This is a genomic window from Pseudomonas sp. St316 (assembly GCF_018325905.1).
Taxonomy (GTDB): domain Bacteria; phylum Pseudomonadota; class Gammaproteobacteria; order Pseudomonadales; family Pseudomonadaceae; genus Aquipseudomonas.
In genome coordinates, this window is the sequence record NZ_AP021901.1 from 4,205,325 (window position 1) to 4,227,869 (window position 22,545).

Sequence of the window (22,545 nt, forward strand, 5' to 3'; positions counted from 1 at the left end):
GCATGAACGACGCTATCGAACGCCTTGCCGACGGCACCTTGGTCTTTCTACCGGAGCGACTCAATCGTGATCCCGCCGTATTGCGTGGTTTAACCAATGATGAGATGTGGGTAGCGCTCGGTGTCGGCGCACTCGTCGGCCTGGTGTTGGGTGTTCCTCTGACGATCGCCACCGCCTCCATTGCAGTGGCGCCGACCAGCATGATCGCAAGCATGGCGGTGGTGTTATTTGCCGGTGGCACACTACTGCGTCGGGCCAAACGGGCTCGCCCCGAGACCTGGTTGTACCGCAAGCTCGAATGGACACTCGCCAGCCGTTGGCGCCTGGGTCGCAGCAGTTTGATTCTCCACTCCGGCGCCTGGACGGTCCGTCGTTCGCGTCGACTGCGCCCTGCCCTGTCCCGGTGGCAGCCATGAGCCGATTTCGGAACAAGGTGGACGCCCAACAGGCCCATATCTTCAGCCTGCGTCTGGCGGTAATGATCCTCGCCTTGGTCTGCGCCGGACTCTGGTATGGCTGGCGCTCGGCACCGACCGATCTGACCGTGCATGTCCCCCCGGATCTGCGCTCGGGCAGCACGCGCAAGTGGTGGGATATCCCATCAGAGAATGTCTATGCCTTTGCCCTGTATATCTTTGGTCAGCTCAACCGCTGGCCCTCGGATGGCGAGCAGGATTATCGCCGCGCTATCTACAGCTTGCAGTCCTACCTGACACCCGCCTGCAAAGCCTTCCTCGACGGCGACTACGAGTACCGCAAGGCCGCTGGCGAGCTGCGCCAGCGGGTACGTGGCGTCTACGAAATTCTGGGCCGAGGCTACAGCGAAGATCCGGAACTCAGGGTCAAGCAACTCGATCGCGATAGCTGGCTGGTCACCCTCGACCTCAACGCCGATGAGTATTACGCCGCCGAACCGGTGAAACGGGTGGTGGTGCGTTATCCATTGCGCGTGGTGCGTTTTGATCTGGACCCCGAACGCAACAAGTGGGGGCTGGCATTGGATTGTTATCAGGGCACGCCGCAAAAAATCGCTCTGCCTGGAGGTGAGCCATGAAGCGGATTTTTACCCCGGGGCTCACCATCGCACTGATGCTATGGGGAGCAGCAGCGCAGGCCGTCGAGTTGATGCGCTGGGAACGCCTCCCTCTCGCGGTCCCGCTGGTGATCAATCAGGAACGAGTGGTCTTTATCGATGAGGATGTTCGAGTCGGCCTGCCCTCAACTCTGACAGGCAAACTGCGCGTGCAATCATCCGGTGGCGCGCTGTACCTGCGCGCGTCGGAAGCCATTGCTCCGACCCGACTACAACTGCAATCGGTCGCGACGGGCGAGATCATCCTCTTGGACATTGCAGCCACGCCTGGCGATCAACCGCTGGAACCCGTGCGTATTCTCAAGAATGCTCAACGGCAGCCTACCGAGGCTGAATCTAGCACCGTCCCTGTTCCAGAACGTACGCCAATCCCGGTCGCTTTGACACGCTACGCCGCACAAAGCCTGTACGCGCCGCTACGCACCGTGGAGTCCCTGCCCGGCGTACGCCGCGTCCCGCTCAAGCTGCGCACCGAACTGCCAACCCTGCTGCCGACCGAAAACGTGTCCAGCACACCCATCGCCGCCTGGCGACTCGGTAATTACTGGGTGACGGCGGTGAAGTTGCGCAATCGTGGTTCAGATACGGTGAAGCTCGATCCACGTCGACTTCAGGCCAAGCTGTTCGCCGCGGCTTTCCAGCATGCTTTCCTCGGACCTGTCGGCAGCGCTGAAGACACCACGATTGCCTACCTCGTCACCCGCGATGCCGGCCTCGAACACGCCGTGCTGCTCCCGCCCGCTGCGCGAGGTGCTGACGATGAAGGCTAACGCACTGCTCAAATGGCTGGTGCCGGCTGCGCTGCTGGCCGTGGTGTTGATTATCTTGAAAACCTGGGTCGCGGGTAACAGCACGCCCTCTCCAGCAAACCCAGTTGATCAGGGCAATCTTCAGTTATCCGCCGAGCAAGCTAAGTCGCTCGGTATTGCGGGCGACACCCCACGCGATACGGTCGCCACCCTGATCGGCCAGGTGAAGGCCATGCGCAGCGACATGCTCGGTTTGAAGAAACACAACGATTCACTGCAGATGGAGAACAATCGCCTGCACGAGCGGGAAAACAGTGTCGATTCGCGTATCCAGACGGCGCTTGGCAGTGTGACCCAACAGGTCGACGAAGGCCGCCGGCAAGCCAACGAGGCCAGACTCAAAGCGGAACAAGAGAGTCGTCAGGCTCGCGGTTTGCTGACGCAGTTGCAGGACCAGTTGTCGGGGCTGACCGGCAAAGACAAGGATATGCCGATCGGACTGGGGCTTGAGCCGGGCGACGGTGCTCAGTTCGAAGGGCAGCATTCTGCCAATGATGCGCTGCAGTGGATTGAGCCCTCGGATGCTCCGCCCACCGACGCCCGGAGCAAAACCAAGGCCGCGTCCGCCCTGAGTCTGCCTACTGCCTTCAACTCACTGGAGGGTTTGAAGGACAATGCCATCGACCGCAGCCAGAAGCAGTTACGCGAGGTTACCAAGGGTGAACGTGACCTGACACGCTCCGCTGATCGTAACGAAGGCGCGCAGCCGATCTACACCATTCCCGAAAACGCCACGCTGATGGGCTCGGTCGCCATGACCGCGCTGATCGGCCGGGTTCCGGTGGACGGCACCGTGAATGATCCCTATCCCTTCAAGGTACTGGTTGGTCCGGAGAACCTGACCGCCAACGGGATCGACCTGCCAGACGTCGTGGGTGCCGTGATGAGCGGCACGGCGTCCGGTGACTGGACCCTGTCCTGCGTACGCGGACAGGTCGAGTCGATCACTTTCGTATTCACAGACGGCACCATCCGCACGGTGCCTCAGCCGAAGGCGGTAGCCAGCCGCAATGCCCCCACAACCCAGAGTTCGAACACCGACAAGATTCGTGGCGGCCTCGGTTATCTGTCCGATCCGTATGGCATTCCTTGCATCGCCGGCGAGCGCCGCTCGAACGCTCAGCAATACCTCGGTAGCCAGAGCCTGATCACCGCCGCCGGCGCCGGCGTCGCCGCCTTGCTCGGGGATGAGCAGAACAACAGCAGCGTGATCAGTTCAGGTGGCAGCACGCTCGGGGTTACCAACAGCACGGGCAACAGCGCGCTGAATTCAATTCTCAGTGGTGGGGTCAGCGACATCCGCGAGTGGGTCAACAAGCTGTATGGCGAGGCCTTTGCTGCCGTGTACGTGCCACCGGCCGCCCAAGTCGCCCTGCACCTCGACCATGAGATCACCATCGACTACGAGCCCAAGGGCCGGAGCGTTCGCCATGAAAAAGACCAAGTTTCTCTGCCTGACCTCGATTAGCGTGTTCTGCTGGGTCCTGACGGGGTGTTCCACCGACAAGGACACGTTGATGCCCCATGGCGAGCAAACCATGCTGGACATCTGGAACGGCGCCGGTTCGCAAGGTTCTCAGCAGCAACTGCTGGATGCTCGGCAGCAACTACGCCGTCCGCTGGCTCAAGCAGATTTCTCCGTTGCTCTCCAGGAGCCGTACACGCGTACAGCAGCGAACGAGATCCGTAACCTGTTCCCTCGCTTGCCCAATCCCGATCTGGTGCTGTACGTGTACCCGCACCTGAGTGGTACCGAGCAGGCACCGATCCCAGGCTACTCGACAGTCTTTCCGTTCTACCAACGCGTGCAGTACGCATTGCCGGGTGAACGTCAGGAAGACTTGTAGTGCGTACCGGCGATGCGGGCAACCGCACTTCTGGTTGGAAAGCCTGGCGCCACCCATTGCGCCCGCACGCCACCTTGGCCGATGAAGCTGCACTCTATGCGCACAACCCCAGCTTCACCGACCACTTGCCTTGGGTCGAATACCTCGATACTGAACAATGCTTTCTACTGGACGACAATCGCTCAGTGGGTGCGGTGTTCGAGTTGCTGCCCATCGGCACCGAAGGGCGCGAACCCGATTGGCTGATGGCCGCCCGCGATGCCCTCGAAGACGCCCTGCAGGATAGCTTTGATGAACTGGATCAAGCGCCTTGGGTGGCGCAGTTTTTCTGCCAGGACGACAACGACTTCGCCCCCTACCTGACGCGGCTCACCGATTATATTCAAGACAGCGCGCGAGGCACGGTCTTCACCGAGACGTTTTTGGAACTCAGTCGTCGCCATTTGAAGACCATCGCCAAGCCGGGAGGTCTGTTCGAGGACAAGGCCGTCACGCGCTTACCCTGGCGCGGCAATAATCGACGGGTGCGCCTGGTGATCTATCGCTGGCTTGAGGCTGGTACTGAGGAAGCAGGACTTACCCCGGTGCAATCCCTGCAACAGGCTTGCGAACGTATCGCTGCTTCGTTGCAAGCGTGTGGGGTGAAATCGACGCGAGTCGATGGCCGAGGTTTGTATGCCTGGTTGTTGCCCTGGTTCAATCCAGCCCCCAAGCTCACCGATGAAGCGCCCGAAGGTTTCTACCACCAGGTGGCCTATCCGGAGTCGGGCGACGGTGATTCGCTGGAACTGCCCTTCGATCACGACTTTGCCGAGCGTCTGTTTTTCAACGAACCGCGTTCGGATGTGCAGCGCGGACTCTGGTTCTTCGATGGTCAGCCCCATCGGGTCATGGTGGTGGACAAGCTGCGGCGGGCTCCCTTAATTGGCCAACTCACTGGCGAAACCCGCAAGGGTGACGCGGCGAATGCCCTGTTCGACCAGTTGCCCGAAGGCACGGTGATGAGCCTGACCCTGGTGGTCAACCCCCAAGATGTGCTTGAGGAGCAGTTGAACCGTCTGGCGCGCAAAGCCATCGGTGAAAACCTGGCCTCGACCCAGACCCGCCAAGATGTCGAGGAGGCTCGTGCGATCATCGGGCGCCAGCACAAGCTGTACCGAGGCACCCTGGCGTTCTACGTACGCGGTCACGATGAACATCAATTGCACCAACGCTCGGTCAGCCTGGCCAACGCGCTGTTGGGGGCGGGGCTGCAACCGGTACGCGAAGACGATGAAGTCGCCGCCTGCAATAGCTATCTGCGTTGGCTGCCGATGGCTTATAACCCGGCCCGCGACACACGCAACTGGTACACCCGCCTGATGTTCGCCCAGCACCTGGCAAACCTGGTTCCGGTGTGGGGCCGCAGCACCGGCACCGGCCACCCGGGCATCACTCTGTTCAATCGTGGTGGCTCGCCCTTGAGCTTTGATCCGTTGTCACGTCTGGACCGGGCCATGAACGGCCATCTGCTGTTGTTCGGCCCGACCGGCGCCGGTAAGTCGGCCACCCTGGTCACCCTGCTGATGCAGGTCATGGCGGTGTACCGCCCTCGTCTGTTTATCGTCGAGGCCGGTAACTCATTCGGCTTGCAGGGCGACTACTTCGCAACGCAAGGCCTGTCGGCCAACAAGGTCCGATTGAAACCAGGTGCCTCGGTCAGTCTTGCACCCTTTGCCGATGCCTGGCGCCTGGTCGAGCAACCGGATCAGATGGCGAGTCTGTCGATCGACGAATGGGACGATGAGGCGATAGCCAGCCGCGAGGACCAGCGCGATGTTCTCGGCGAGTTGGAAATCACTGCCCGACTGATGATCACCGGTGGCGAGGCCAAGGAAGAAGCCCGCCTGAGTCGAGCCGATCGCAGCTTAATCCGCGAGTGCATTCTCGATGCGGCGCAGACCTGTGCCGCGGCGATTCGCCAGGTACTGACCCGCGACGTGCGCGACGCGTTGCTGCGAGTCGCGGCCGACCCAAACTTGCCAGAAAAGCGTCGTGAACGAGCCCAGGAAATGGGCGAGTCTATCGATCTGTTTTGCCAGGGTTTCGAGGGTGAACTGTTCGATCGCGAGGGCACGCCTTGGCCCGAGAGCGATGTGACCATTGTCGACTTGGCCACTTACGCTCGCGAAGGCTACGAGGCACAGATGTCCATCAGCTACATCAGCCTGATGAACACCGTGAACAACCTCGCCGAACGCGACCAGTACCTGGGGAGGCCAATCATTATGGTCACCGACGAGGGCCATATCATCACCAAAAACCCGCTGCTGGCGCCATTCGTGGTCAAGGGGACGAAGATGTGGCGCAAGCTCGGCGCGTGGTTCTGGCTGGCCACACAAAACCTTGCCGACTTCCCCACTGCGGCGCAGACCATGCTCAACATGATCGAATGGTGGATTTGCTTGAACATGCCGCCGGCGGAAATTGAAGAAATCGCACGGTTCAAGAAACTCACGCCAGCACAGAAAGCCTTGTTGCTCTCCGCCAGCAAGGAGCCGGGCAAATACACCGAGGGGGTCGTGCTGTCGAAAAAACTCGAAACGCTGTTTCGGGCCGTGCCACCCAGCCTCTATCTCGCCCTAGCCATGACGGAGCCCGAGGAAAAAGCCGAACGTTGGACACTGATGCAGAGCACCGGCTGCTCGGAATTGGAGGCGGCTTACCGGGTAGCTGAACGGATCGATAGGATGCGAGGAATTAAGTGAAACGGAGCTGATCCTAGGTTTCGATCAACCCGGCAGCAAATCCTTGAACACCTTCTCCACGTAGGCTTGCATGAACCAGTCAGGGATCTCACCAGCCCTGAATTCAAGGTCAGTCCCGTCTGTTACTTCAGCGAGCAGCACCAGATCGGCGCCGGAGTTATCAAAGATATAAGCCCGGTTCGAGGCTGCGATGGCTGCTGGCAATAGGTTCAGGCAACGACCGTAGCGCTGCACAATTTTTTCTGTGGGGACTGGGTGCCCACCTGCCGCGACACGGTTCTTGACCCTATTGATATTGATGTCAGGATCTTCAGTGGCGACAAAGTAGAGGTAGGTTCGATATCCCGACGCTTTTGCCTTAAGCATAAAAGCGACTTTGTCCTCGCTAGACATCACCGTTTCGAAGGTGAAAGACAACTGGGCTTCAAGGAGCTTGTGCCGCATGAAATCAGAGAGCACGGAAGCAAAATAGGAGTTCATCGCGACGGACTGAAAATTCAGGCCGTTATTGCTGAAGCCTATTTTGGATGCCTCTTCAACGAGCTGGGTCGACCGAATCAGTCGGTGCGTCTTGATAAAGCCGAGAACCTCTTCACCTTCGACTTCCAGTTGAAAATCGCTGAACTCTAGGCGTCCGCCCTCTTTGGCAGCCTTTTCGATTTCATCCGGGTTGATGTAGATCCCAATCAGGTGGGAAGGGACGGCACTTTTCATTGTGCTTTTACCGGAACCATTAGGGCCGGCAAACACCCTCAGCCGAGGGACGGTCATGAGCAGCGGTGCACCTTGATAATCCCGCCCAAGGTCACTTTATGCTTGGGCTTGGCCACTCGAATAACCTTGTGCTTACCGTCGGCAGTCGTCTCAACGAGCTTGCCGTCCATGACTTCCATCACGCTGCGTCCGGCCGCCAGCGCGTTGATATAGGCCGTATTGATCGCACCTTCAGCCATGGCAGGGATTTTACCCTCCAGTCGGCTCACCAGATCGTCACTCAACACTTGGTCGGCTTTCATATCGCGCTCCACGTTCTCAGAGCGTGCAGAATCTGCACTTATCAGAATCCTAGCCTACGTAAATCTGTTTATCACAGACCAACGCCACTTCTGTCAGTTCTCCATTCTAGAGGAATGGAGCCTGGAACCATACCTTCCAACAGATTTTCGTGCCGTAAGCCCATATCACCAGGACTGGGAGCCGTATGGTTACGATGACACGCCCCGAAGCCGTTGCTGAATTCTCAATAAAAAACCGGCTTCAAAGGCGTCCTGGCAGTCACCGACAGGAAAGGTTTTGCGCGCTTGCACCAGCTCCCACCACAGTGGGATCTCGCCGGGAGTATCGAGCCAAGCCTGGGCGCATTGCACGCCACGCTCGATCATCGGGGCAAATTCGCTGCCCCACGGCGTCAGAAGGCTCGGGCAACCATCCGCCGCCGGAATTGAAACGTAATTTTCGTCCATAGACACCTTAGCTTTCGATTTAATTATTAATGCTGGGTCTGTCCCAAGCAGCATAGAAACAAAACTGGCACTTCGCTTAAGCATCAAAAAAGAGCCCAATCAGGCCGATGTAGACTATATCCCGTGGATTGAGAGTCCCTCAAGGCGCAGTTTGCGCGCATGACTCAAGACTACGAACAGCTCCGTCTGCAACTGGCGGAGAACATCCGCTCGATGCGACGTGTGAAGAACCTTACCCAGGAGCAATTGGCGCTCATGGCCGAGGTGGATCGTACCTATGTGAGTCAAATTGAACGAGGGGTAGGCAACCCGTCGTTATTGGTCCTCTGCAAACTCGCCAACATTTTCGAGATCAAAACGGATCAGTTGCTCATCGAGTCTGACGCGCTTGCTCGTACGCTGAGCGCTGAATGACCCGCTGCTGAATCTAGAAGGACGCTGTAAACCGACTATCCTGCGTTCGGCTTTCTCACTGACACCCCTCTCTCGATCATTGAACCTGTCCAGGCCATACACCCAGAGCCTGGATCATGTCTGCTGCCTGCCCGCACATTTCGCCCCAGAAGTTGCATCCTTTGGTGCTGAGCATTCTGCTGGCATCCGGGCCAAGCGTAGCGTTGGATACCGGCAGCATTGCCGCCTCCGTGCTCACTCCGGACTGTCTCGAATACAAGGTCGTCGGCATCTGCTTCTGGTTGCTCTGCACCCCCTTCGGCTGCACTGTGAAAACCTCAACCAAGGTTCGTCACTTCATTCCTGAGCTGGTGGTCTCGAGCTATGCCACCACCGGTGCCAATCCTTGGACCGAGATGGCCGCACTCTCCTCTCCCATCAGCGGTGCGGAAGGTGGTGGTAACCTGATCACGCCGAACACGCAACGCGACAACCTGCCTCGTTTCAAAAACGTTGATGGCATCGGCCATCCCGGTGGCTGGGCCGCCACGCAACTTGCCGCGCAATCCGGCTACGCCTGCGCCAGCGGCGCCACTGCGTTCATGCCCTATTACCTGAGCACTTTGGACTCACTGGCCTGGCGTCATGGCATCCCGGAAAGCCTCTACCCCGAGTCGCTTGTGCCCGGGATCCGTGAAATCGGTCGTCAGCTCGCGGGAAACATGTGGGGTAACGTCTATCCCCGGCAAGGATTTTTGGTGCAACCCGACGATTTCAAAGCCGCTGCGGTGATGGCGCAGCGGGCGGGTGATGTCATTACTCGCAACTGGCAACCGCACGTGTATTTCCCGCTCATACCTGTGCCACGCGATGGTTATTGGCCGCCTGGCCCAATCGTTGAAAACGACGCTTCGACCCACAAATGGCAATTGCTCTACCCCCTGGTTCATCCCACATGCGCCATCTTCCCCAGCGATCCGGTGCAGAGCGCGGATGGCGGCTACGCCTGGTCGCTGTGGCGTCCCTATAGCTGCTGCAAGCGTGAGGGACAGACCTTCCTGTTCAGCATCGACTTCGAAGGTGGTGCTTCATGAGTCGGCTTCTTGCAGGACCATGGTTGGGCCCGATGAGTTTGTTGCTCTGCGGACTGCTCGCCGTGGCCACGCATGCCGACGCCGCCGAGGACGATTACCGTCTAGGCACTCAAGGTGAAGTGCTCGACGACAGGGTGATGTACACCATAGGTGGTGGCTCGACAGCGGGCTCGCCGAGCTCGCTCTATCGCCCCAACGGGCTCGGTGTCGGCGGATCCTGGCAGGCGAACATGATGTGCGGAAACATGAGCCTCACCAACACCTTGCAAAACCAGTTGAACGGCGTCACCGAAGGGTTCCAGCAGATCATGGGCAGCATTGTGCATAACGCGACCCAAGCGGTGATGTCGCTGCCGGCGTTGATCATCCAGCGCGCCAATCCCGGTCTCTATGAGTTGCTCAGTAACGGCGTGATGCAGGGGCGTATCGACTTCGACCGCTCCAAACTGACCTGCCAGGCCATGGCTGAGAAGATGGCGGACAAGGTCGGTCAAGCCGGCTGGGGCGCATTGGCCAAGAACCAGGAAATGCAGGGCAACCTCGAACAAACCGGCGGTGATGCGGTGGCTGCGGTGAAAAACACCGAGGCCCGCAACGGCAACAATGGGGTGTCTTGGGTCGGCGGGCAGAAGGCTGGAGGTAGCGGACAAACACCCATCCGGGCAACCTCCGATGTGGTGCGCGCGGGCTACAACCTGCTGCATAACCGGTCGGTGGATGACAGCGCCTCGATCAGTAGCAGTGATTGCCTGGGCGGCGCTATTTGCCAGGCGTGGACCTCACCCCAAGAGGAATCCGAATGGGCTGTTCGAGTGTTGGGCGAGACCGAAGTCGCGACCTGCGACACCTGCGAGACACTGCGGGCTACCGCTGGCAGCGGACTGACGCCGCTGATCCAGGAGGCCTACAGTAAACACCTCAAGACCCTGCAAGGGCTCTTGTCCGGCTCATTGCCGCCTACCCCTGACAATCTGAGCAAAGCCTCCAGCCCGATGCTGCCGGTGACCCGAGGTGTGATCGAAGCCCTGCGCGACGATCCTGATCAGGAACTCCTGGCGCGGCGCCTGGCCAGTGAGACGGCCCTGTCCAACGTGCTCGACAAAGCGCTCCTGCTATTGCGCACGCTGCTGGCAGGCAGCCACGAACCGAACATCGCTTCTGCCGAGCCGGCCCAAACGGCCTTGACGAAAAACATCGACACTCTGGAGCGTGAAATACGCCTGCTGCAGACTGAGCTGCAGGTCCGGCAAATGTTGGCTACCAATACCGCCAGCCTGGTACTCGATCGACATGCCGGAGGTGCCGATGCTTCGCGTACCGTCGAACAAGGCGACCCCGAGCCTGGCCGACTCAATGATGCTGACGCCAGGAACAAGTGAGCCATGAAACGCTCACCGCTATTCACTTTGCTTTCAAGTCTAGGGATCGCCGCAGGGATGATTCTGACCGCCGCACTGATCGCCTGGATCGGCTGCACTGCGCTGGGTAGTTTCGGGGGCTGGCAGCAAGCCTTGGAATCGATACGGCCTTATTTGCGGTGGTGGCGTGTCCTGCTTTACGGCGTTCTCTTTGCACTCTGGTGGGACCTGCTGAGGCGCCACCGACATCGACCACAGGACCGACTGCGCGTGAAACGCGCCGGGACATTAGGGCTCTTGCTCTTTACCTGCGTCGAGCTCACTCGATTGTGAGGTCACCACCATGCTCATGAGCACTAACAGCTACCTGGAGTTTTACCTTTCCCTGCTGGCCTGGATCATCAACAACGGTATCTGGAACATCCTATCCGATACTGGATTGTTCGCCGCACCCTTCGGCGCGATCATCTTGCAAGAGTGGTTGTCTGCCCGCCAGCAAGGCGCGGATGAAGGCAACAAGGGATTGCTCTCGGTACCGAGGATCGAGAACCGGCTTTGGTTGGCCTACATCATCGTATTGTTCGGCTGCGCGCCGGTCTTTCCGTTAAACCTCTCTTCAATGGCGTTCGATGATGCAGCGAGCCAGCGCTGCGGCATCAGTGTGGCCAAGCCAGCGGAAACCGCTTGGGGCACCACCTTCAACACCATCGGCGAACGCTCTGCCAACGTGCCAATCTGGTGGTTCCTGGTGCACGCCTTGAGCAAAGGAGTGACCGCTGCGGCCATCGCCTCCATCCCCTGCGCACCGGATATCCGGCAGATACGCATGGAGATCGACAGTTCTCGCATCGATAATCAGGTACTGCTACAGGAGGTCGCCGACTTCACTCGCGACTGCTACGGCTATTCCCGTTCTCGGCTGTTCACCAACCGTCCTCAGTTGGACAAGGCACAAAGTCATGATGCGTCCTGGATCGGCTCACGCTATTTTCTCGACACACCAGGCTACTACGACACCGATCGCTCGAGGACACCGCGAGTCAGTTGGCCCTACGATGAAACCCGCGATATTTCCTTGCCACGGCTGGAAAATGGCGCGGGCTACCCCACTTGCAAACAGTGGTGGGGGGACAGCGGAGTCGGGTTGCGAGAGCGCTTGATCGAGCAAGTCGATCCTTCGCTGCTGACTCAGCTGAAAGGCTGGTTGACTGGTCGCTCAAGCAACGAGATCGAGGATGCCACCCTGCGCGAACTGGTCAGCCCACGCCAACAATCGATGTCCATGTCGCCCGGACAGGTGTACCAGGACTACGGCTCCAGTGCTCGCGGTGGGTCGATCAATCAGGGGCTTAATAACCTGGCCACCAACACTGGGCTAGCCCTCGGTTCCTTCAGCAACTTCCCGGCGATGAACGCGCTACGCGCCGCTCTGCCGATGGTGCAGGCTTTCCTGATCATGGGCGTCATCATCAGCCTGCCACTGATCCTGCTGGTCAGTACCTACCAGCTAAAGACCGTCATGACGGTGACGTTCGCGCTGTTCACGCTGCACATGCTGACCTTCTGGTGGGAGCTGGCCCGTTGGATCGATTCCAGCATGCTCGATACCTTGTATAACCAAGTGTCGACTTCCAATCAGGTGCTGTTGTCGCTGCCGACATCCGGATTTATGGATGGAACGGTCACGGCGCAGGTGATTGAGTATGTGATGGGGGCAATGTTCATCGTACTGCCTATGCTGTTCCTTGGAGCTATGAGCTGGACAGGATATGCAGTAGGAAACGGGATTCAAGGCATGTTGGCGAACGGCAGCAAAGCAGCAAGTGATTCAGCAAGCAAAGGTACGGATCAAGTAGTGGGGGCGGCTAGCCGCTCAATTAGATGATTTGCTGTCGCCGATGTAATGCCCGTTGTCGTCGAAGTCACCGATGTAGAGGTCGGCACCAAGGTAGTCTGCCCCGGGTGCCGCCTCATTAATATCCGCATCAATGGCAGTCTTGGACACCAGAAGTCCAATCACAGCGATCATCGTCACCACAGAAGCTACCAACCAGAAACCGATAAAGAGCAACCCAAGGATGAGTGCCAGCTTCGTAACCAGAAAGCTCCCACGAACCAATAGCCCACCCGCAGGCATACCTGTCGCCACCGCACGTTTAGCCACACGAGATTCAAATCCTTTCAACCTGCGATAAACACGTTTTGCGGAGATACCGCATGCATAGGCCCAGCGGTGTGCGCGGGAGATCTGAAGTGGCTGCTGAGCCGGCATGATTGCGCCCTCTTCTGACCGTGTTCCTGTGGAAATCGAGATTACAGACTACTACTGAAAACCGCCCATGCTTAACCGTTTATCAGCTTGCTCGGTCGAAAAACTCTTCACTGGAAGACAGAAGACGCAGCTCGTGCACCAGCGCCTCTATGGCCGTTGACCCATGCATATCATCCAGCTACATAGAGGACACGGATCGCTGTTATCGACAGCACCTTCCCAGGTAGCCAGAGCCTTCAAAGCTACGTCACTCCGGTGATGGTTCCCCCCAAGTGCGATTAGCGTTCGGTGGCTCGCACGGTCACGCTTCACGGTGATGAACGCCTACTGCTCTCCCGAGCGTCTTTCGAGCTCTGCTCGTCCTAACCCCTCTTGTTGTTCTTCAACCCACCGCGGGGAATTCTTTCCCCTATGGGACAGGTTTCTTCGCGCTATAAACGGAGGCACCCCATGTCCGACTTACTCACAAGAGAAGCACTGAACACTCTGCGCTTGCCCGTTGTGTTCACTCCAGACGCGTGGCAACACGCAGTATTGCTCGATGGTTCAAATCATCCTGAAAAACTGCAGCTCGATAGGCTGAGCAACATCGTACGCACAGCCTTCAAAGCTCACCTGGCCGATCCAAACGCACCCTACGTGGTGTTCGAGATAGCCAAGTTCGGCTCAGTGAGTGATGCAGAACATGAACCATTGCTGCGACTGAGCCTCAGCCTACTTCAGGCACCAGACCAACCTAACGCCTTACTGATAGCGCTTGCGGAAGAGCAGCAACGCTAAACGCAAACGGCCATACCTGGCCACTGATCCAACTCAGGCTATACGCAGTCCTGCACCAATCCAACCAATACCCACCGGGGAACCCTTCCCGACGGGAAAGGCGTTCCTCCGTTTTCTCCGAGGAAAATGCCATGCGCAACATCTACCAAGACGTGACTGACAAGATCGTTACCGCGTTAGACCAAGGCGTAGCGCCCTGGATCAAACCCTGGTCCTCAAATGGCTCAACTGACGTCGCTCATCACCAGCCCTATCCCATCAACGCCATTACGCAGCGTCCCTATTCGGGCATCAATTTACCGTTGCTCTGGGCCGAGGCCAGGTTGCAGGGGTTCACTCAAGATCGCTGGCTCACCTTCAACCAAGCCAAAAAAGCCGGAGGGCACATCCGTAAGGGTGAGCACAGCACCCTGGCAGTGCTCTACAAACCGATGGAGCGCGAGGAACAGACCGAATCAGGCCAACCCGTACTTGATGAGAACGGTCAGCCCAAGGTCGCTCACTTTGGCATTCTCAGGACGCATTTTCTGTTCAACATCGAGCAAACGGAGGGGCTCGAAACGCTCAACGAAACGGTGCTCGATACGGAATCGAGCGATCCCTTCTTCCTCAACAGTGCTGCCGAAAGCCTGTTGCTAAGTTCGGGCGCGAATATCATTCATCGATTTGCCGACGAAGCCGTTTACCACCCGATCAGGGATCTCATCCAACTGCCGACAAAATCGCAATTCCACGATCAAGGTGGATACTACGCCACTGCACTTCACGAGCTGACGCACTGGACCGGACACCACTCTCGATTGCAGCGCGAAGGCGTGACCTCTCCGTGTCCCTTTGGCTCGCCAGCCTATGCATTTGAAGAGTTGATCGCCGAAATGGGCGCCGCTTTTTTATGTGCCTACGCCGGTATACGGGGAGAGCTTCGGCACGAGGGCTATATCGACTCCTGGCTCGGCCTGCTCAAGGCTGACAACCGCGCGATTTTCCGCGCCAGTGGCCAGGCCCGATGCGCTTCAGAGTATGTGCTCAACCTGGAGCAGCAACGGAAGCAGACGGTAATGGATGACTCGCGATGCATGAACGATGGAGCTTGATCGTCACCCCACCGCTGCAAACGCTTCATAGGGTCCAACACGAGTTGGACCCTTTTTCTATGCCCAGAAAAATCCCCACACTGCGGTGCTCTGACGCAAAGAACATTAGGTAATCCCGTAACCGCGGTACGCCGTTACGTATCCAGATTCTCAGCCAGGTAATCCACCAGATCGAGTGGACTTCGGCTGTCGATCACCTTGTAGATTAGATCACGTTTGCTGCGCGGTAGCTTCTTGACCACGCTCTTCGCCGAGGCCCTAACGGCTTCGTCTGTTCCATGGATACGTGCCGCGAGCAGCAGTATGAGCGTGGCGTCAGTGAGGTTCATGGCAAGACCCGATAAAATTCGCACCGCAGTGTACCGACACTTTCCTTTTTCGTACCAGCATGCGCATCCAACAAAACGGCACCAGGACAAATCGATATTCCGATTGCCGCACAAAGGGAAACGCGTCAAAAGGACCGGTAAGGGTTGGAAGGGAATGGGGAGTCAAGGGTAAGAGCCCTATCCGAAAAGGCTAAAAGGCCACTGACTCTGCTAGTTCCCGGGAGGACCATGATGCTCAGTCTGTTTCGGCACAAAAGGCAAAAGCCTCCTCCGCCACCAACCGTAAACGTCGCCGATGGGTACCTGCCCATCGAATCGTCCCAGAGCTTGTTAGCAGCCGAGCATCGGCGCCAGTTGCTTGATCGCATTTGGCAGTACACCGCCCTCTCCCATCCACAGTTCAGCCAGCTCTATTTAAATCCGATCCATCGCTACGCCGAGCTGGCCCAGCAGCTTCCAGCCAGCGAGACGCACCACCATGCTTATCTTGGCGGCATGCTCGACCATGGGTTGGAGCTTGTCGCTTGTAGTTTGAAACTGCGTCAGTCGTATCTGCTGCCGACCGGTGCCGCACCCGAAGACCAAGCCGCTCAGACCGACGCTTGGTCCGCAGGCATCGCCTACGGCGCCCTGCTGCATGACATCGGCAAGATTGCCGTTGACCTGCTGGTCGAGCTCCAAGACGGTAGTGTCTGGCATCCTTGGCAGGGATCCCTGGATCAGCCCTACCGTTTCCGTTATATCAAGGGTCGTGACTACCATCTGCACGGCGCCGCCACAGGCTTGCTCTGCACCCAGATTCTCGACCGTCCAATCCTCGATTGGCTCAGTGGATTTCCATCGCTCTGGGCCAGTTTTCTGTATGTCCTGGCGGGTCAGTACGAACGTGCCGGCGTGCTGGGAGAATTGGTGACGCAGGCCGACCGTGTCTCCACCGCACAGAACATCGGCGGCAACCCGAGCAAGGCGCTGCAAGCACCGATTCATTCGCTGCAACATCACTTGATCGGCGGACTGCGCCATCTGGTTCAGCACGAACTGAAACTCAACCAGCCAGGTGCCGCGGGATGGCTGACCCAGGACGCGCTCTGGCTCGTCAGCAAGACGGTCACGGACAAGCTGCGAGCCTATCTGCTGTCGCAATCGATTGAAGGCATTCCCTCGTCCAATCTCGCGGTTTTTGACGAGCTGCAGTCACATGGATTGGTTGAGTCTACGCCGGAAGGCAAAGCCATCTGGACCGCGCTTGTGACACAGAGAACCTGGCAGCAGAGTTTCACCTTTCTGCGTCTTCAACCCGCACTGATTTGGGGGAACGAAGACCGGCCCGAGGCTTTCAGTGGAACGGTGAGCATAGCGGCTCATGAACACTCAGCTGACTCCCCGATACTAACGCTAACACCCGAGAGAGCCAGTGCAAAATCAGGTCAAAGTCAATCGCAGCCGGATACCTTGACGGTAGAGGATGCCGATTGCCTTGGTACGCTGCTGGACATGTTCGAGCTGGATGAGCCTGAGGCCAGTGACACACTGTCAGAAAGCGCTGTCCAAGCTTCAACGCTTCAATCGGATAATCCAGGCCAGACATTCCTGAATTGGGTCAAGGAAGGCATTCTGAGCCACAAACTGATCATCAACGACAGCAAGGCCAAAATCCACACGGTGGGTGGCAGCGTATTTTTGGTCACGCCGGGCCTTTTTCAACGCTATGCGCAGGAGTTTCCAGGCGTTTCGCAGGGTTCAGATCGGGAAATTGAAGAATGGCGTTGGGTGCAGAAACAGTTCGAGAAGCTGAAGGTTCACAGGAAGCGAGACAACGGTCTGAATATATGGGCATGCCGAGTGCAAGGCCCAAGAAAGAGAACCACCCTGAAGGGGTATCTGATTGAGGAACCGAAATTACTTTTTGAATTAATACCACCAGATAATCCTTTCCTTCAAATCGAAGAGTCTTAAATTTTCGTGGCATGGAAGCGTTGTTACTTTCACCACCCAATTGCACGTTTTTTACTCTGTATTATCGGATTCGGCATCTCACCACGCTGGTTCGTGTGGCCAAGCCCGATGCAGCGTGGCAGAGGTACAAGCCACCGTCGGGTATCAACCCTGGAAATTCTGCGGGCGTATCCTACCAACACCGAGTCCCAGAACATTGGAGAAATCATCGAGCGCACCGGCTTGCCCAAATCCACGACCAGCCGTTCGACTCGTACCCTGATCCACAGCGACATGCTGGTATACGACGGTCAGCGCAGAGCTTATCTCCAGCCGTCTAGATCTGCGCGAGCATGGATGCTGTCTGAGGCTTAGCCAGGTCGTACTTGTCCGGACAACGTGTTTAAGTAGGTGTCAACGCGCTGGATAATAGGATCTGTCATCTGTTTAATAGAGGGTATAGGCGTAATGGCAGGGTGATTTCCCTGCTGCTCAAAGTCTTCAATTTGTTTTTTCACTACTATCTCAATACTGTTATCGGCCAACTCCTTGCCGACCGCAATAAAACCGTTATCTAGCGGATGGACACGCTCACCTCTTTGCACACCCGGATAGTTAACGGCAGGCTGAAAATCGCTGAGGACGGCTATAAGTCTGACCGAGGAGTATATCCACGGCTGAAAACCACTAGCGAGCGACCCATATAGATTCATTAAAATCATTCCGCTAAAAAGCGCACCCATCGAATGCCCCTGCACATCGAGAAAACTGAACCTGCCTGACGCCACTTTACTCCACGCTTTGCGCAGGTACGGTAGAACTTTAACAATACTCAGCAGGTTCGCAACAATAGACAAGGGAATTAAAAATAACACGCCCAACCCAGCACCGATTAAAAGTAGGACTCCAAGCAACATGAATATAAAGGCTGCCAATAGTACCCATGCCGGAATGTAAAATACAAGAACTAGGAATCCGACTGTGATATCAAATGACTGTGGCGGCAGTCCCAAGGCCTCAGCCACAACCCACCTAGAAACTACTGTAGAAATTAACAACACCAATAAATGAAGTAGAATAATTGGCGTTTTACCAAAAGGCTTATCCCACACAGAGATAAACCAACGATATACTCTCAGACACGCGAACATGAAGCCGACAACAAACCCTAAGGAAGCAATAAAAACAGCATAATTTAATATTTTAACACCCATAAAAACCGACAAAAACATCGCAACCACCGTAACGGCGATGGAAAAACTGTAAAAGCGCCCCGACCAGTTCATGTTTTTGTATTTAACTTTCAACGTTCCCCACTGCAACATCATGCATCTCCATTATTAAAAATTTGATGTCAACCAGACAGCTTGCAGATGTTCGCCGGTTTTGCACGTTATTATCCATGCCTAACACAAGCAGACCACGTAATATTTGCTTCAGAAAGAGCTTCAAGTGCTGAAGGGGAGCATAACGAATCGTCGGTGGCGATGTAGCTGTGCACCTGACAGGCACGGCGTAGCAGTTGCTACGGGGTTTTGATGCTTTGCTGGCTTAGCAGAATCAGGCACGAAACACTCCCCAGCACCGGCAGGAGAGGCCAAATGGCTGGATGAGGTCTAGCAGGATATCTCGCCACTGATCGTTGACAGGGGCTTCTGTTATCGCAGTTAAATCATTTTCATGGCGTCTTATCAGACAAAATCTTGGGATGACACGTGCTCACGCTCCGTTCGAGAAAGCTATTAGCCAAGCATGGGACCCGCCCTTCCCTCGGCACTGTGGATTGATGGCGTATGCACTCTAGATGAGCAATCAGAGAGCGTTGTCCGCCGCCTCGCCATCAGCGGCATCCCAACTTACTCCAATGATGTGCTGGAACAAGTTCTTATCACCAACCCAGTCCGCCCAATGTGGCTTATCCCCTCACTGTTGAGCTAGCCTGATGATCTGTGGCTTACTGCTAATCAGTAGGTCGACCAGCCAAGGACAGCTATGAATCCAGATGCTCTTACTCACGATGACCAGCCTGTCTGGGCCGGACAATTCACCGAGCAAGAATGGAAAAGCCTGAAGGCCCAGAGCCAGACCAATCCATTTGCATTCAAAGTGCCTTGCTGCCATCAAGACGAGCAGCAATGGCCTGCCCTTCTTCTCACACCTCGCTGATGAGTGCACCACAGCTCCAGAGACCGTTTGGCACATCGAAGGGAAAGATCTAGTGTTCGGCGCTCTTAAAATTGAGGGCCCGCCAGATCATGTACCAATGCTTCCTCGACGCCCAGAGGGCGTCAGAACGGTACCTCCGGATAGGCCTCAGGTTGATCACTCCGGGTTGGGAACTATCGGTGCGGATGCCAGAGCTGCTCCGTCGGTTTGGATTGCAAATAGCCCAGGAACGATTATGGGCAGACCTGGAACATCGGCATCACCAGCCACAACGGCCCCATTTTCGCTAGCGCCAGTCTCGACCTGCTGCTCTACGGACTCATCCGGATCGTGGTCGACATAATCATCGCCCATCATCATTCTATAATGGGTATCATGCTTCGCATGTAGGTTTGCATTGTTAGGCTGAAGTCTCTGTCGCCGTCAATTTCGTTGCGCGCCTGCGCATCGATTCGCCCTTCAGCTCAATCCGGCAACCGCTCCATGACGACCTCTCTGCTTCGATAAAAGAGGTCGACGGTAGCGAATTAATCCTGCGCTGCTGCCTTCCGTGTGGATCAGAATGCCCGTGGAACATTTGCGGCAGTGCCCTCCCTACCCTGCTTTTCCTTCTGCTGAGATGTTGCCTCAACAACGCTGACAGACTTCCTAGAAAGGCAGGTCATCCGCCGGTACTTTATCCGGCGGCTCTTTGCGTGGAGATAGGTGCTCCAATAACAATCGCAGCTTACCCAGCAGTTCGTCGAAGGTGATCACTTCCACGTTCTTGCAGGCATTTCGAAACACCTCGAAACTCCGGCATTGCATGTCCTCCTTGGGCAAAATGCCGGCGATGACCACGCATCTGATGGCATCCGGACGTGAGTCTCGAAGCTCTGGGCGTTGCTGATGAATTATCCAATTCTCGTGAAGTTTGCTCTGCTGGTAAAGCACCTGAGTAACCGCCCCACTCAGCTCCTCGTCAGGCGCGAACACTTCTTTGTTTCGGTAGGGCTTCGCACGCAGCAAGGAACTGCTTGGTTTCTTAATTTCCACAATGGCTAGCGCGAGGCCTTGCTCGGCGAATAGATAGTCACCAATCTGTGCGCCGGTCCCGTCCAGTCCAGAGCCCTGGGCATGAAACTGGGTGTGAAGCAATCTAACAGGACGGGCGAAAATCATGGTGAGGATGAAGATATTGCGCTCAAAGAATTTCTGCCAGACGTTTTCAGAAAGTCCTTTCTGAAGCATGCTTTCGTACTGTTCAATCATCTGAGCCAGAGTGACGCGTTCAATCTCCGCATGCAGCTCTATCAGTTCCCTAGGTGCCTCCGTCGCCAGCTTTTCTACGTTGGAGCGCAGCGCTTTGACCGTTGCTTTTCGCCCAGCGCGAGCGACTTCTTTGTTTTGTCTTCCCCGGTCCAGGCGAACCTCAACCAGTTGGCCTTCCGGGTTGACTTGGACAATGGGTGGAAATCTCTCAGAGTCCAAAGGTGCCAAAAGCGCGTTGCGGATGTGGACTGTCCTGGCCTGTTTCACGACATCGCGCATTTTTCGAGTCGTGCGCTCGAATGCTCGCCGTATCGCTTGGAGCTCATCCTCCGGAATTCGTACGGTATTTCCGTCCACCCTTAAAATATCGTCACGCCCCAGCACGATGGTGTTAAGTTGCGGAAAGCTGGAAAGTCCCCGCCAAATTTCATCCAACTCCTTAGTTAGCCCTAGCCCATAGTTGCATGGGTTAAACGTCCGCCATGGAAGCGACAGCTCTATATCAGAAATCGCCGATACCGGATTATCCGGCAGGCTTTTTCCAAAGTACTTTTCATAAGTGATTGTTCGGAAGCGGCCATGCCGAGGCTTCAGGTAACGCTGTGCATGAGGATTGGAGAACACTGGATAGGTGACAATCTGCTTCTGAAAGACCCTTGCCAGCCAATTCCAATCGGGTTCAGGCTGACTCTGCCAATGACGGGGGTCAGAGGTATCCCGAACGAAAGTCTGCATGAACAGATCTCGGTACTCTAGGCCTTCATCGGTCACGCCAGCTTCAATCCGAAACGCTGGCTCCATGACCTCAACATCCGTGTACCACCTACTTTGCCCCTGACGACGTTGCACTGCCATTGCTCTCCCTCCTGGGATTTGCACATGAACCTTCCAAGAAATGTGCAAGGTGATTGTCACGGACAGCTGCGTAGTCATGTAGCGGTTAGCCGCTAGCAAGACGTCTAGAGAGTCCGGGGCGATTCACTCGTCACGTTGAAAGCTCAGCCGTTGCGATCGATTAAGCACCGTTATTGAGATCTGCAATCATCATTGCCATCGAGCTCCGACTTGCACCGAGGTGAGTCAGCTTTTCAATGTTCTCAGCTGTAAAAAAGCGCCGGCCGGCAGCCACAATCTCTTGGGCCTTTAATATGCTCTGTGGCACCTCACCAACCCACTTCGCAGTGACTGTAAGATGCCGTGGGCTCATTGCATCAATATCGGTCGAGCAAGTCTTACTGAGCTCGCGCATGGGCTGAATTAGATTGGTAACTAACATTTCTTTGAAACGAGCCTTGATGAACAGAAGCCCATCCAGGCTGGCGACAGGTACTGGCTTGGTTGGCCATCCCTTTCCGTCATTCGCTTTCCGGTTCGAGGTTTCAAAAAACGCTTCAGCCTCCGTTTTTGTCATTGCCACTTCCTTCTCAATAACTGCATTGTCTCGGTCAGCTCGCTGTTTCAGAACGGCAAAAATCCCAGTCCCTATCGCGCCCATTAGGCGGACCTTTTTTTCCTGCAACTCTCGATAATCTGACTCCAGCACCTCAATCGTGGCAATCATTCTCGGCATGTCTTCAATCATCGCCATTACTGACTCGATACGCCGACGGCGGGCAATAGCCTGATCAACTCGCTGACGCTCGCGGGTAAAGGTCATGCCAAAGTGTGTTTTGCCGCAATGGCTACCGATCGCCGTTTCATGACCGTCACTGGTGGTTATCAAATAACCGTTCAGGTGGGGGGTATGACACGACTCGATACCGCAAGGAATTCTGTCAAGGAATCGGTAAGGTGCTAAAACCGATCCAAAACGTCGGACAGCCTTCGGATGAAACGCAAGCGACGGCTCAAAGCCAGGTCTCGCCAGAAGATCTTCATAGGTGTTGATTACAACCAGCTCTTGATTCAAGTCCC

Annotated in this window: 23 protein-coding genes; 15 read left to right on the forward strand and 8 right to left on the reverse strand. The window is 56.4% G+C overall.

What is annotated here, in order from left to right; genetic code table 11:
* Positions 1-2 precede the first annotated feature (2 nt).
* Genes KI237_RS18530 through KI237_RS18555 form a run of 6 tightly spaced genes read left to right on the forward strand, consistent with a single transcriptional unit; the run spans position 3 to position 6,496 of the window.
* Positions 3-416, forward strand: coding sequence for a TIGR03750 family conjugal transfer protein (locus KI237_RS18530; protein ID WP_212796480.1), 414 nt, complete (start codon positions 3-5; stop codon positions 414-416).
* A complete protein-coding gene (locus tag KI237_RS18535) occupies positions 413-1,054 on the forward strand; it encodes a PFL_4703 family integrating conjugative element protein (RefSeq protein ID WP_212796481.1) in 642 nt (213 codons plus the stop codon). Before KI237_RS18530 ends, KI237_RS18535 begins: the two co-directional genes overlap by 4 nt.
* Positions 1,051-1,863, forward strand: coding sequence for a TIGR03749 family integrating conjugative element protein (locus KI237_RS18540; protein WP_212796482.1), 813 nt, complete (start codon positions 1,051-1,053; stop codon positions 1,861-1,863). The genes KI237_RS18535 and KI237_RS18540 overlap by 4 nt, the downstream gene beginning before the upstream one ends.
* Positions 1,853-3,370 (forward strand): TIGR03752 family integrating conjugative element protein, encoded by a 1,518-nt coding sequence (locus KI237_RS18545; protein WP_212800650.1) that lies wholly within the window; start codon positions 1,853-1,855, stop codon positions 3,368-3,370. Before KI237_RS18540 ends, KI237_RS18545 begins: the two co-directional genes overlap by 11 nt.
* Entirely contained in the window at positions 3,333-3,749 is a 417-nt protein-coding gene (locus KI237_RS18550; RefSeq protein ID WP_212796483.1) for a TIGR03751 family conjugal transfer lipoprotein, read from the forward strand. Before KI237_RS18545 ends, KI237_RS18550 begins: the two co-directional genes overlap by 38 nt.
* Complete coding sequence (locus KI237_RS18555; RefSeq protein ID WP_212796484.1) at positions 3,749-6,496, forward strand: conjugative transfer ATPase; 2,748 nt, start codon at positions 3,749-3,751, stop codon at positions 6,494-6,496. The genes KI237_RS18550 and KI237_RS18555 overlap by 1 nt, the downstream gene beginning before the upstream one ends.
* A 24-nt stretch (positions 6,497-6,520) precedes the next feature.
* Here KI237_RS18555 and KI237_RS18560 read toward each other — a convergent pair whose 3' ends face one another.
* From KI237_RS18560 to KI237_RS18570, 3 genes are all read right to left on the reverse strand, one after another.
* Positions 6,521-7,267: an ATPase gene (locus KI237_RS18560; protein ID WP_212796485.1), complete on the reverse strand. Its 747-nt coding sequence runs from the start codon at positions 7,265-7,267 to the stop codon at positions 6,521-6,523.
* Complete coding sequence (locus KI237_RS18565) at positions 7,264-7,512, reverse strand: hypothetical protein (RefSeq protein ID WP_017529804.1); 249 nt, start codon at positions 7,510-7,512, stop codon at positions 7,264-7,266. Before KI237_RS18565 ends, KI237_RS18560 begins: the two co-directional genes overlap by 4 nt.
* Positions 7,513-7,701: 189 nt before the next feature.
* On the reverse strand, positions 7,702-7,959 hold the full coding sequence (locus KI237_RS18570; protein ID WP_212796486.1) for a LasR-specific antiactivator QslA: 258 nt from the start codon (positions 7,957-7,959) through the stop codon (positions 7,702-7,704).
* 159 nt (positions 7,960-8,118) lie between these two features.
* On the opposite strand from KI237_RS18570, the gene KI237_RS18575 reads away from it, so the two are divergent.
* The 5 genes from KI237_RS18575 to KI237_RS18590 all read left to right on the forward strand — a co-directional run bounded on the left by KI237_RS18575 (position 8,119) and on the right by KI237_RS18590 (position 12,689).
* Complete coding sequence (locus KI237_RS18575; RefSeq protein ID WP_046062023.1) at positions 8,119-8,373, forward strand: helix-turn-helix domain-containing protein; 255 nt, start codon at positions 8,119-8,121, stop codon at positions 8,371-8,373.
* Between the two features lie 116 nt (positions 8,374-8,489).
* Positions 8,490-9,446 (forward strand): TIGR03756 family integrating conjugative element protein, encoded by a 957-nt coding sequence (locus tag KI237_RS18580; protein ID WP_212796487.1) that lies wholly within the window; start codon positions 8,490-8,492, stop codon positions 9,444-9,446.
* A complete protein-coding gene (locus KI237_RS18585; protein ID WP_212796488.1) occupies positions 9,443-10,825 on the forward strand; it encodes an integrating conjugative element protein in 1,383 nt (460 codons plus the stop codon). Before KI237_RS18580 ends, KI237_RS18585 begins: the two co-directional genes overlap by 4 nt.
* Positions 10,826-10,828: 3 nt before the next feature.
* Complete coding sequence (locus KI237_RS30825; RefSeq protein WP_349305626.1) at positions 10,829-11,137, forward strand: hypothetical protein; 309 nt, start codon at positions 10,829-10,831, stop codon at positions 11,135-11,137.
* Positions 11,138-11,147: 10 nt separating this feature from the next.
* A complete protein-coding gene (locus KI237_RS18590) occupies positions 11,148-12,689 on the forward strand; it encodes a conjugal transfer protein TraG N-terminal domain-containing protein (RefSeq protein ID WP_212796489.1) in 1,542 nt (513 codons plus the stop codon).
* Here KI237_RS18590 and KI237_RS18595 read toward each other — a convergent pair.
* Positions 12,678-13,076, reverse strand: a complete 399-nt coding sequence (locus KI237_RS18595) for a DUF3742 family protein (protein ID WP_212796490.1) — start codon at positions 13,074-13,076, stop codon at positions 12,678-12,680. The genes KI237_RS18590 and KI237_RS18595 overlap by 12 nt on opposite strands.
* A 450-nt stretch (positions 13,077-13,526) precedes the next feature.
* On the opposite strand from KI237_RS18595, the gene KI237_RS18600 reads away from it, so the two are divergent.
* Together KI237_RS18600 and KI237_RS18605 are read left to right on the forward strand one after the other, a co-directional pair.
* Positions 13,527-13,856 carry a hypothetical protein gene (locus tag KI237_RS18600; protein ID WP_212796491.1) on the forward strand — a complete coding sequence of 110 codons (330 nt, stop codon included), beginning with the start codon at positions 13,527-13,529 and terminating at the stop codon, positions 13,854-13,856.
* A 131-nt stretch (positions 13,857-13,987) separates the two neighbouring features.
* Positions 13,988-14,950, forward strand: coding sequence for an ArdC family protein (locus KI237_RS18605; protein WP_212796492.1), 963 nt, complete (start codon positions 13,988-13,990; stop codon positions 14,948-14,950).
* Positions 14,951-15,084: 134 nt separating this feature from the next.
* Here KI237_RS18605 and KI237_RS18610 read toward each other — a convergent pair whose 3' ends face one another.
* Positions 15,085-15,279 carry a DUF7740 domain-containing protein gene (locus KI237_RS18610; protein WP_026067412.1) on the reverse strand — a complete coding sequence of 65 codons (195 nt, stop codon included), beginning with the start codon at positions 15,277-15,279 and terminating at the stop codon, positions 15,085-15,087.
* 231 nt (positions 15,280-15,510) lie between these two features.
* Here KI237_RS18610 and mobH point away from each other — a divergent pair, with 231 nt between their 5' ends.
* Together mobH and KI237_RS18620 are read left to right on the forward strand one after the other, a co-directional pair.
* On the forward strand, positions 15,511-17,235 hold the full coding sequence (gene mobH / locus KI237_RS18615; protein WP_212800651.1) for a MobH family relaxase: 1,725 nt from the start codon (positions 15,511-15,513) through the stop codon (positions 17,233-17,235).
* Positions 17,236-17,343: 108 nt separating this feature from the next.
* A complete protein-coding gene (locus tag KI237_RS18620) occupies positions 17,344-17,589 on the forward strand; it encodes a helix-turn-helix domain-containing protein (protein ID WP_212800652.1) in 246 nt (81 codons plus the stop codon).
* Here the strand turns inward: KI237_RS18620 and KI237_RS18625 are convergent.
* From KI237_RS18625 to KI237_RS18635, 3 genes are all read right to left on the reverse strand, one after another.
* Complete coding sequence (locus KI237_RS18625) at positions 17,586-18,542, reverse strand: hypothetical protein (RefSeq protein ID WP_249410636.1); 957 nt, start codon at positions 18,540-18,542, stop codon at positions 17,586-17,588. The genes KI237_RS18620 and KI237_RS18625 overlap by 4 nt on opposite strands.
* Positions 18,543-20,028: 1,486 nt before the next feature.
* A complete protein-coding gene (locus KI237_RS18630) occupies positions 20,029-21,486 on the reverse strand; it encodes a Shedu immune nuclease family protein (RefSeq protein ID WP_249410637.1) in 1,458 nt (485 codons plus the stop codon).
* A 160-nt stretch (positions 21,487-21,646) separates the two neighbouring features.
* Positions 21,647-22,540: a hypothetical protein gene (locus KI237_RS18635; RefSeq protein WP_212796494.1), complete on the reverse strand. Its 894-nt coding sequence runs from the start codon at positions 22,538-22,540 to the stop codon at positions 21,647-21,649.
* Between the last annotated feature and the right edge of the window lie 5 nt (positions 22,541-22,545).

Bases quoted from the DNA above. Each gene is read 5' to 3' on its own strand.
- KI237_RS18530 (WP_212796480.1), top strand. From the start codon at position 3: ATGAACGACGCTATCGAACGCCTTGCCGACGGCACCTTGGTCTTTCTA.
- KI237_RS18535 (WP_212796481.1), top strand. From the start codon at position 413: ATGAGCCGATTTCGGAACAAGGTGGACGCCCAACAGGCCCATATCTTC.
- KI237_RS18540 (WP_212796482.1), top strand. From the start codon at position 1,051: ATGAAGCGGATTTTTACCCCGGGGCTCACCATCGCACTGATGCTATGG.
- KI237_RS18545 (WP_212800650.1), top strand. From the start codon at position 1,853: ATGAAGGCTAACGCACTGCTCAAATGGCTGGTGCCGGCTGCGCTGCTG.
- KI237_RS18550 (WP_212796483.1), top strand. From the start codon at position 3,333: ATGAAAAAGACCAAGTTTCTCTGCCTGACCTCGATTAGCGTGTTCTGC.
- KI237_RS18560 (WP_212796485.1), bottom strand. From the start codon at position 7,267: ATGACCGTCCCTCGGCTGAGGGTGTTTGCCGGCCCTAATGGTTCCGGT.
- KI237_RS18565 (WP_017529804.1), bottom strand. From the start codon at position 7,512: ATGAAAGCCGACCAAGTGTTGAGTGACGATCTGGTGAGCCGACTGGAG.
- KI237_RS18570 (WP_212796486.1), bottom strand. From the start codon at position 7,959: ATGGACGAAAATTACGTTTCAATTCCGGCGGCGGATGGTTGCCCGAGC.
- KI237_RS18575 (WP_046062023.1), top strand. From the start codon at position 8,119: ATGACTCAAGACTACGAACAGCTCCGTCTGCAACTGGCGGAGAACATC.
- KI237_RS18580 (WP_212796487.1), top strand. From the start codon at position 8,490: ATGTCTGCTGCCTGCCCGCACATTTCGCCCCAGAAGTTGCATCCTTTG.
- KI237_RS18585 (WP_212796488.1), top strand. From the start codon at position 9,443: ATGAGTCGGCTTCTTGCAGGACCATGGTTGGGCCCGATGAGTTTGTTG.
- KI237_RS30825 (WP_349305626.1), top strand. From the start codon at position 10,829: ATGAAACGCTCACCGCTATTCACTTTGCTTTCAAGTCTAGGGATCGCC.
- KI237_RS18590 (WP_212796489.1), top strand. From the start codon at position 11,148: ATGCTCATGAGCACTAACAGCTACCTGGAGTTTTACCTTTCCCTGCTG.
- KI237_RS18595 (WP_212796490.1), bottom strand. From the start codon at position 13,076: ATGCCGGCTCAGCAGCCACTTCAGATCTCCCGCGCACACCGCTGGGCC.
- KI237_RS18600 (WP_212796491.1), top strand. From the start codon at position 13,527: ATGTCCGACTTACTCACAAGAGAAGCACTGAACACTCTGCGCTTGCCC.
- KI237_RS18605 (WP_212796492.1), top strand. From the start codon at position 13,988: ATGCGCAACATCTACCAAGACGTGACTGACAAGATCGTTACCGCGTTA.
- KI237_RS18610 (WP_026067412.1), bottom strand. From the start codon at position 15,279: ATGAACCTCACTGACGCCACGCTCATACTGCTGCTCGCGGCACGTATC.
- mobH (WP_212800651.1), top strand. From the start codon at position 15,511: ATGCTCAGTCTGTTTCGGCACAAAAGGCAAAAGCCTCCTCCGCCACCA.
- KI237_RS18620 (WP_212800652.1), top strand. From the start codon at position 17,344: ATGCAGCGTGGCAGAGGTACAAGCCACCGTCGGGTATCAACCCTGGAA.
- KI237_RS18625 (WP_249410636.1), bottom strand. From the start codon at position 18,542: ATGATGTTGCAGTGGGGAACGTTGAAAGTTAAATACAAAAACATGAAC.
- KI237_RS18630 (WP_249410637.1), bottom strand. From the start codon at position 21,486: ATGGCAGTGCAACGTCGTCAGGGGCAAAGTAGGTGGTACACGGATGTT.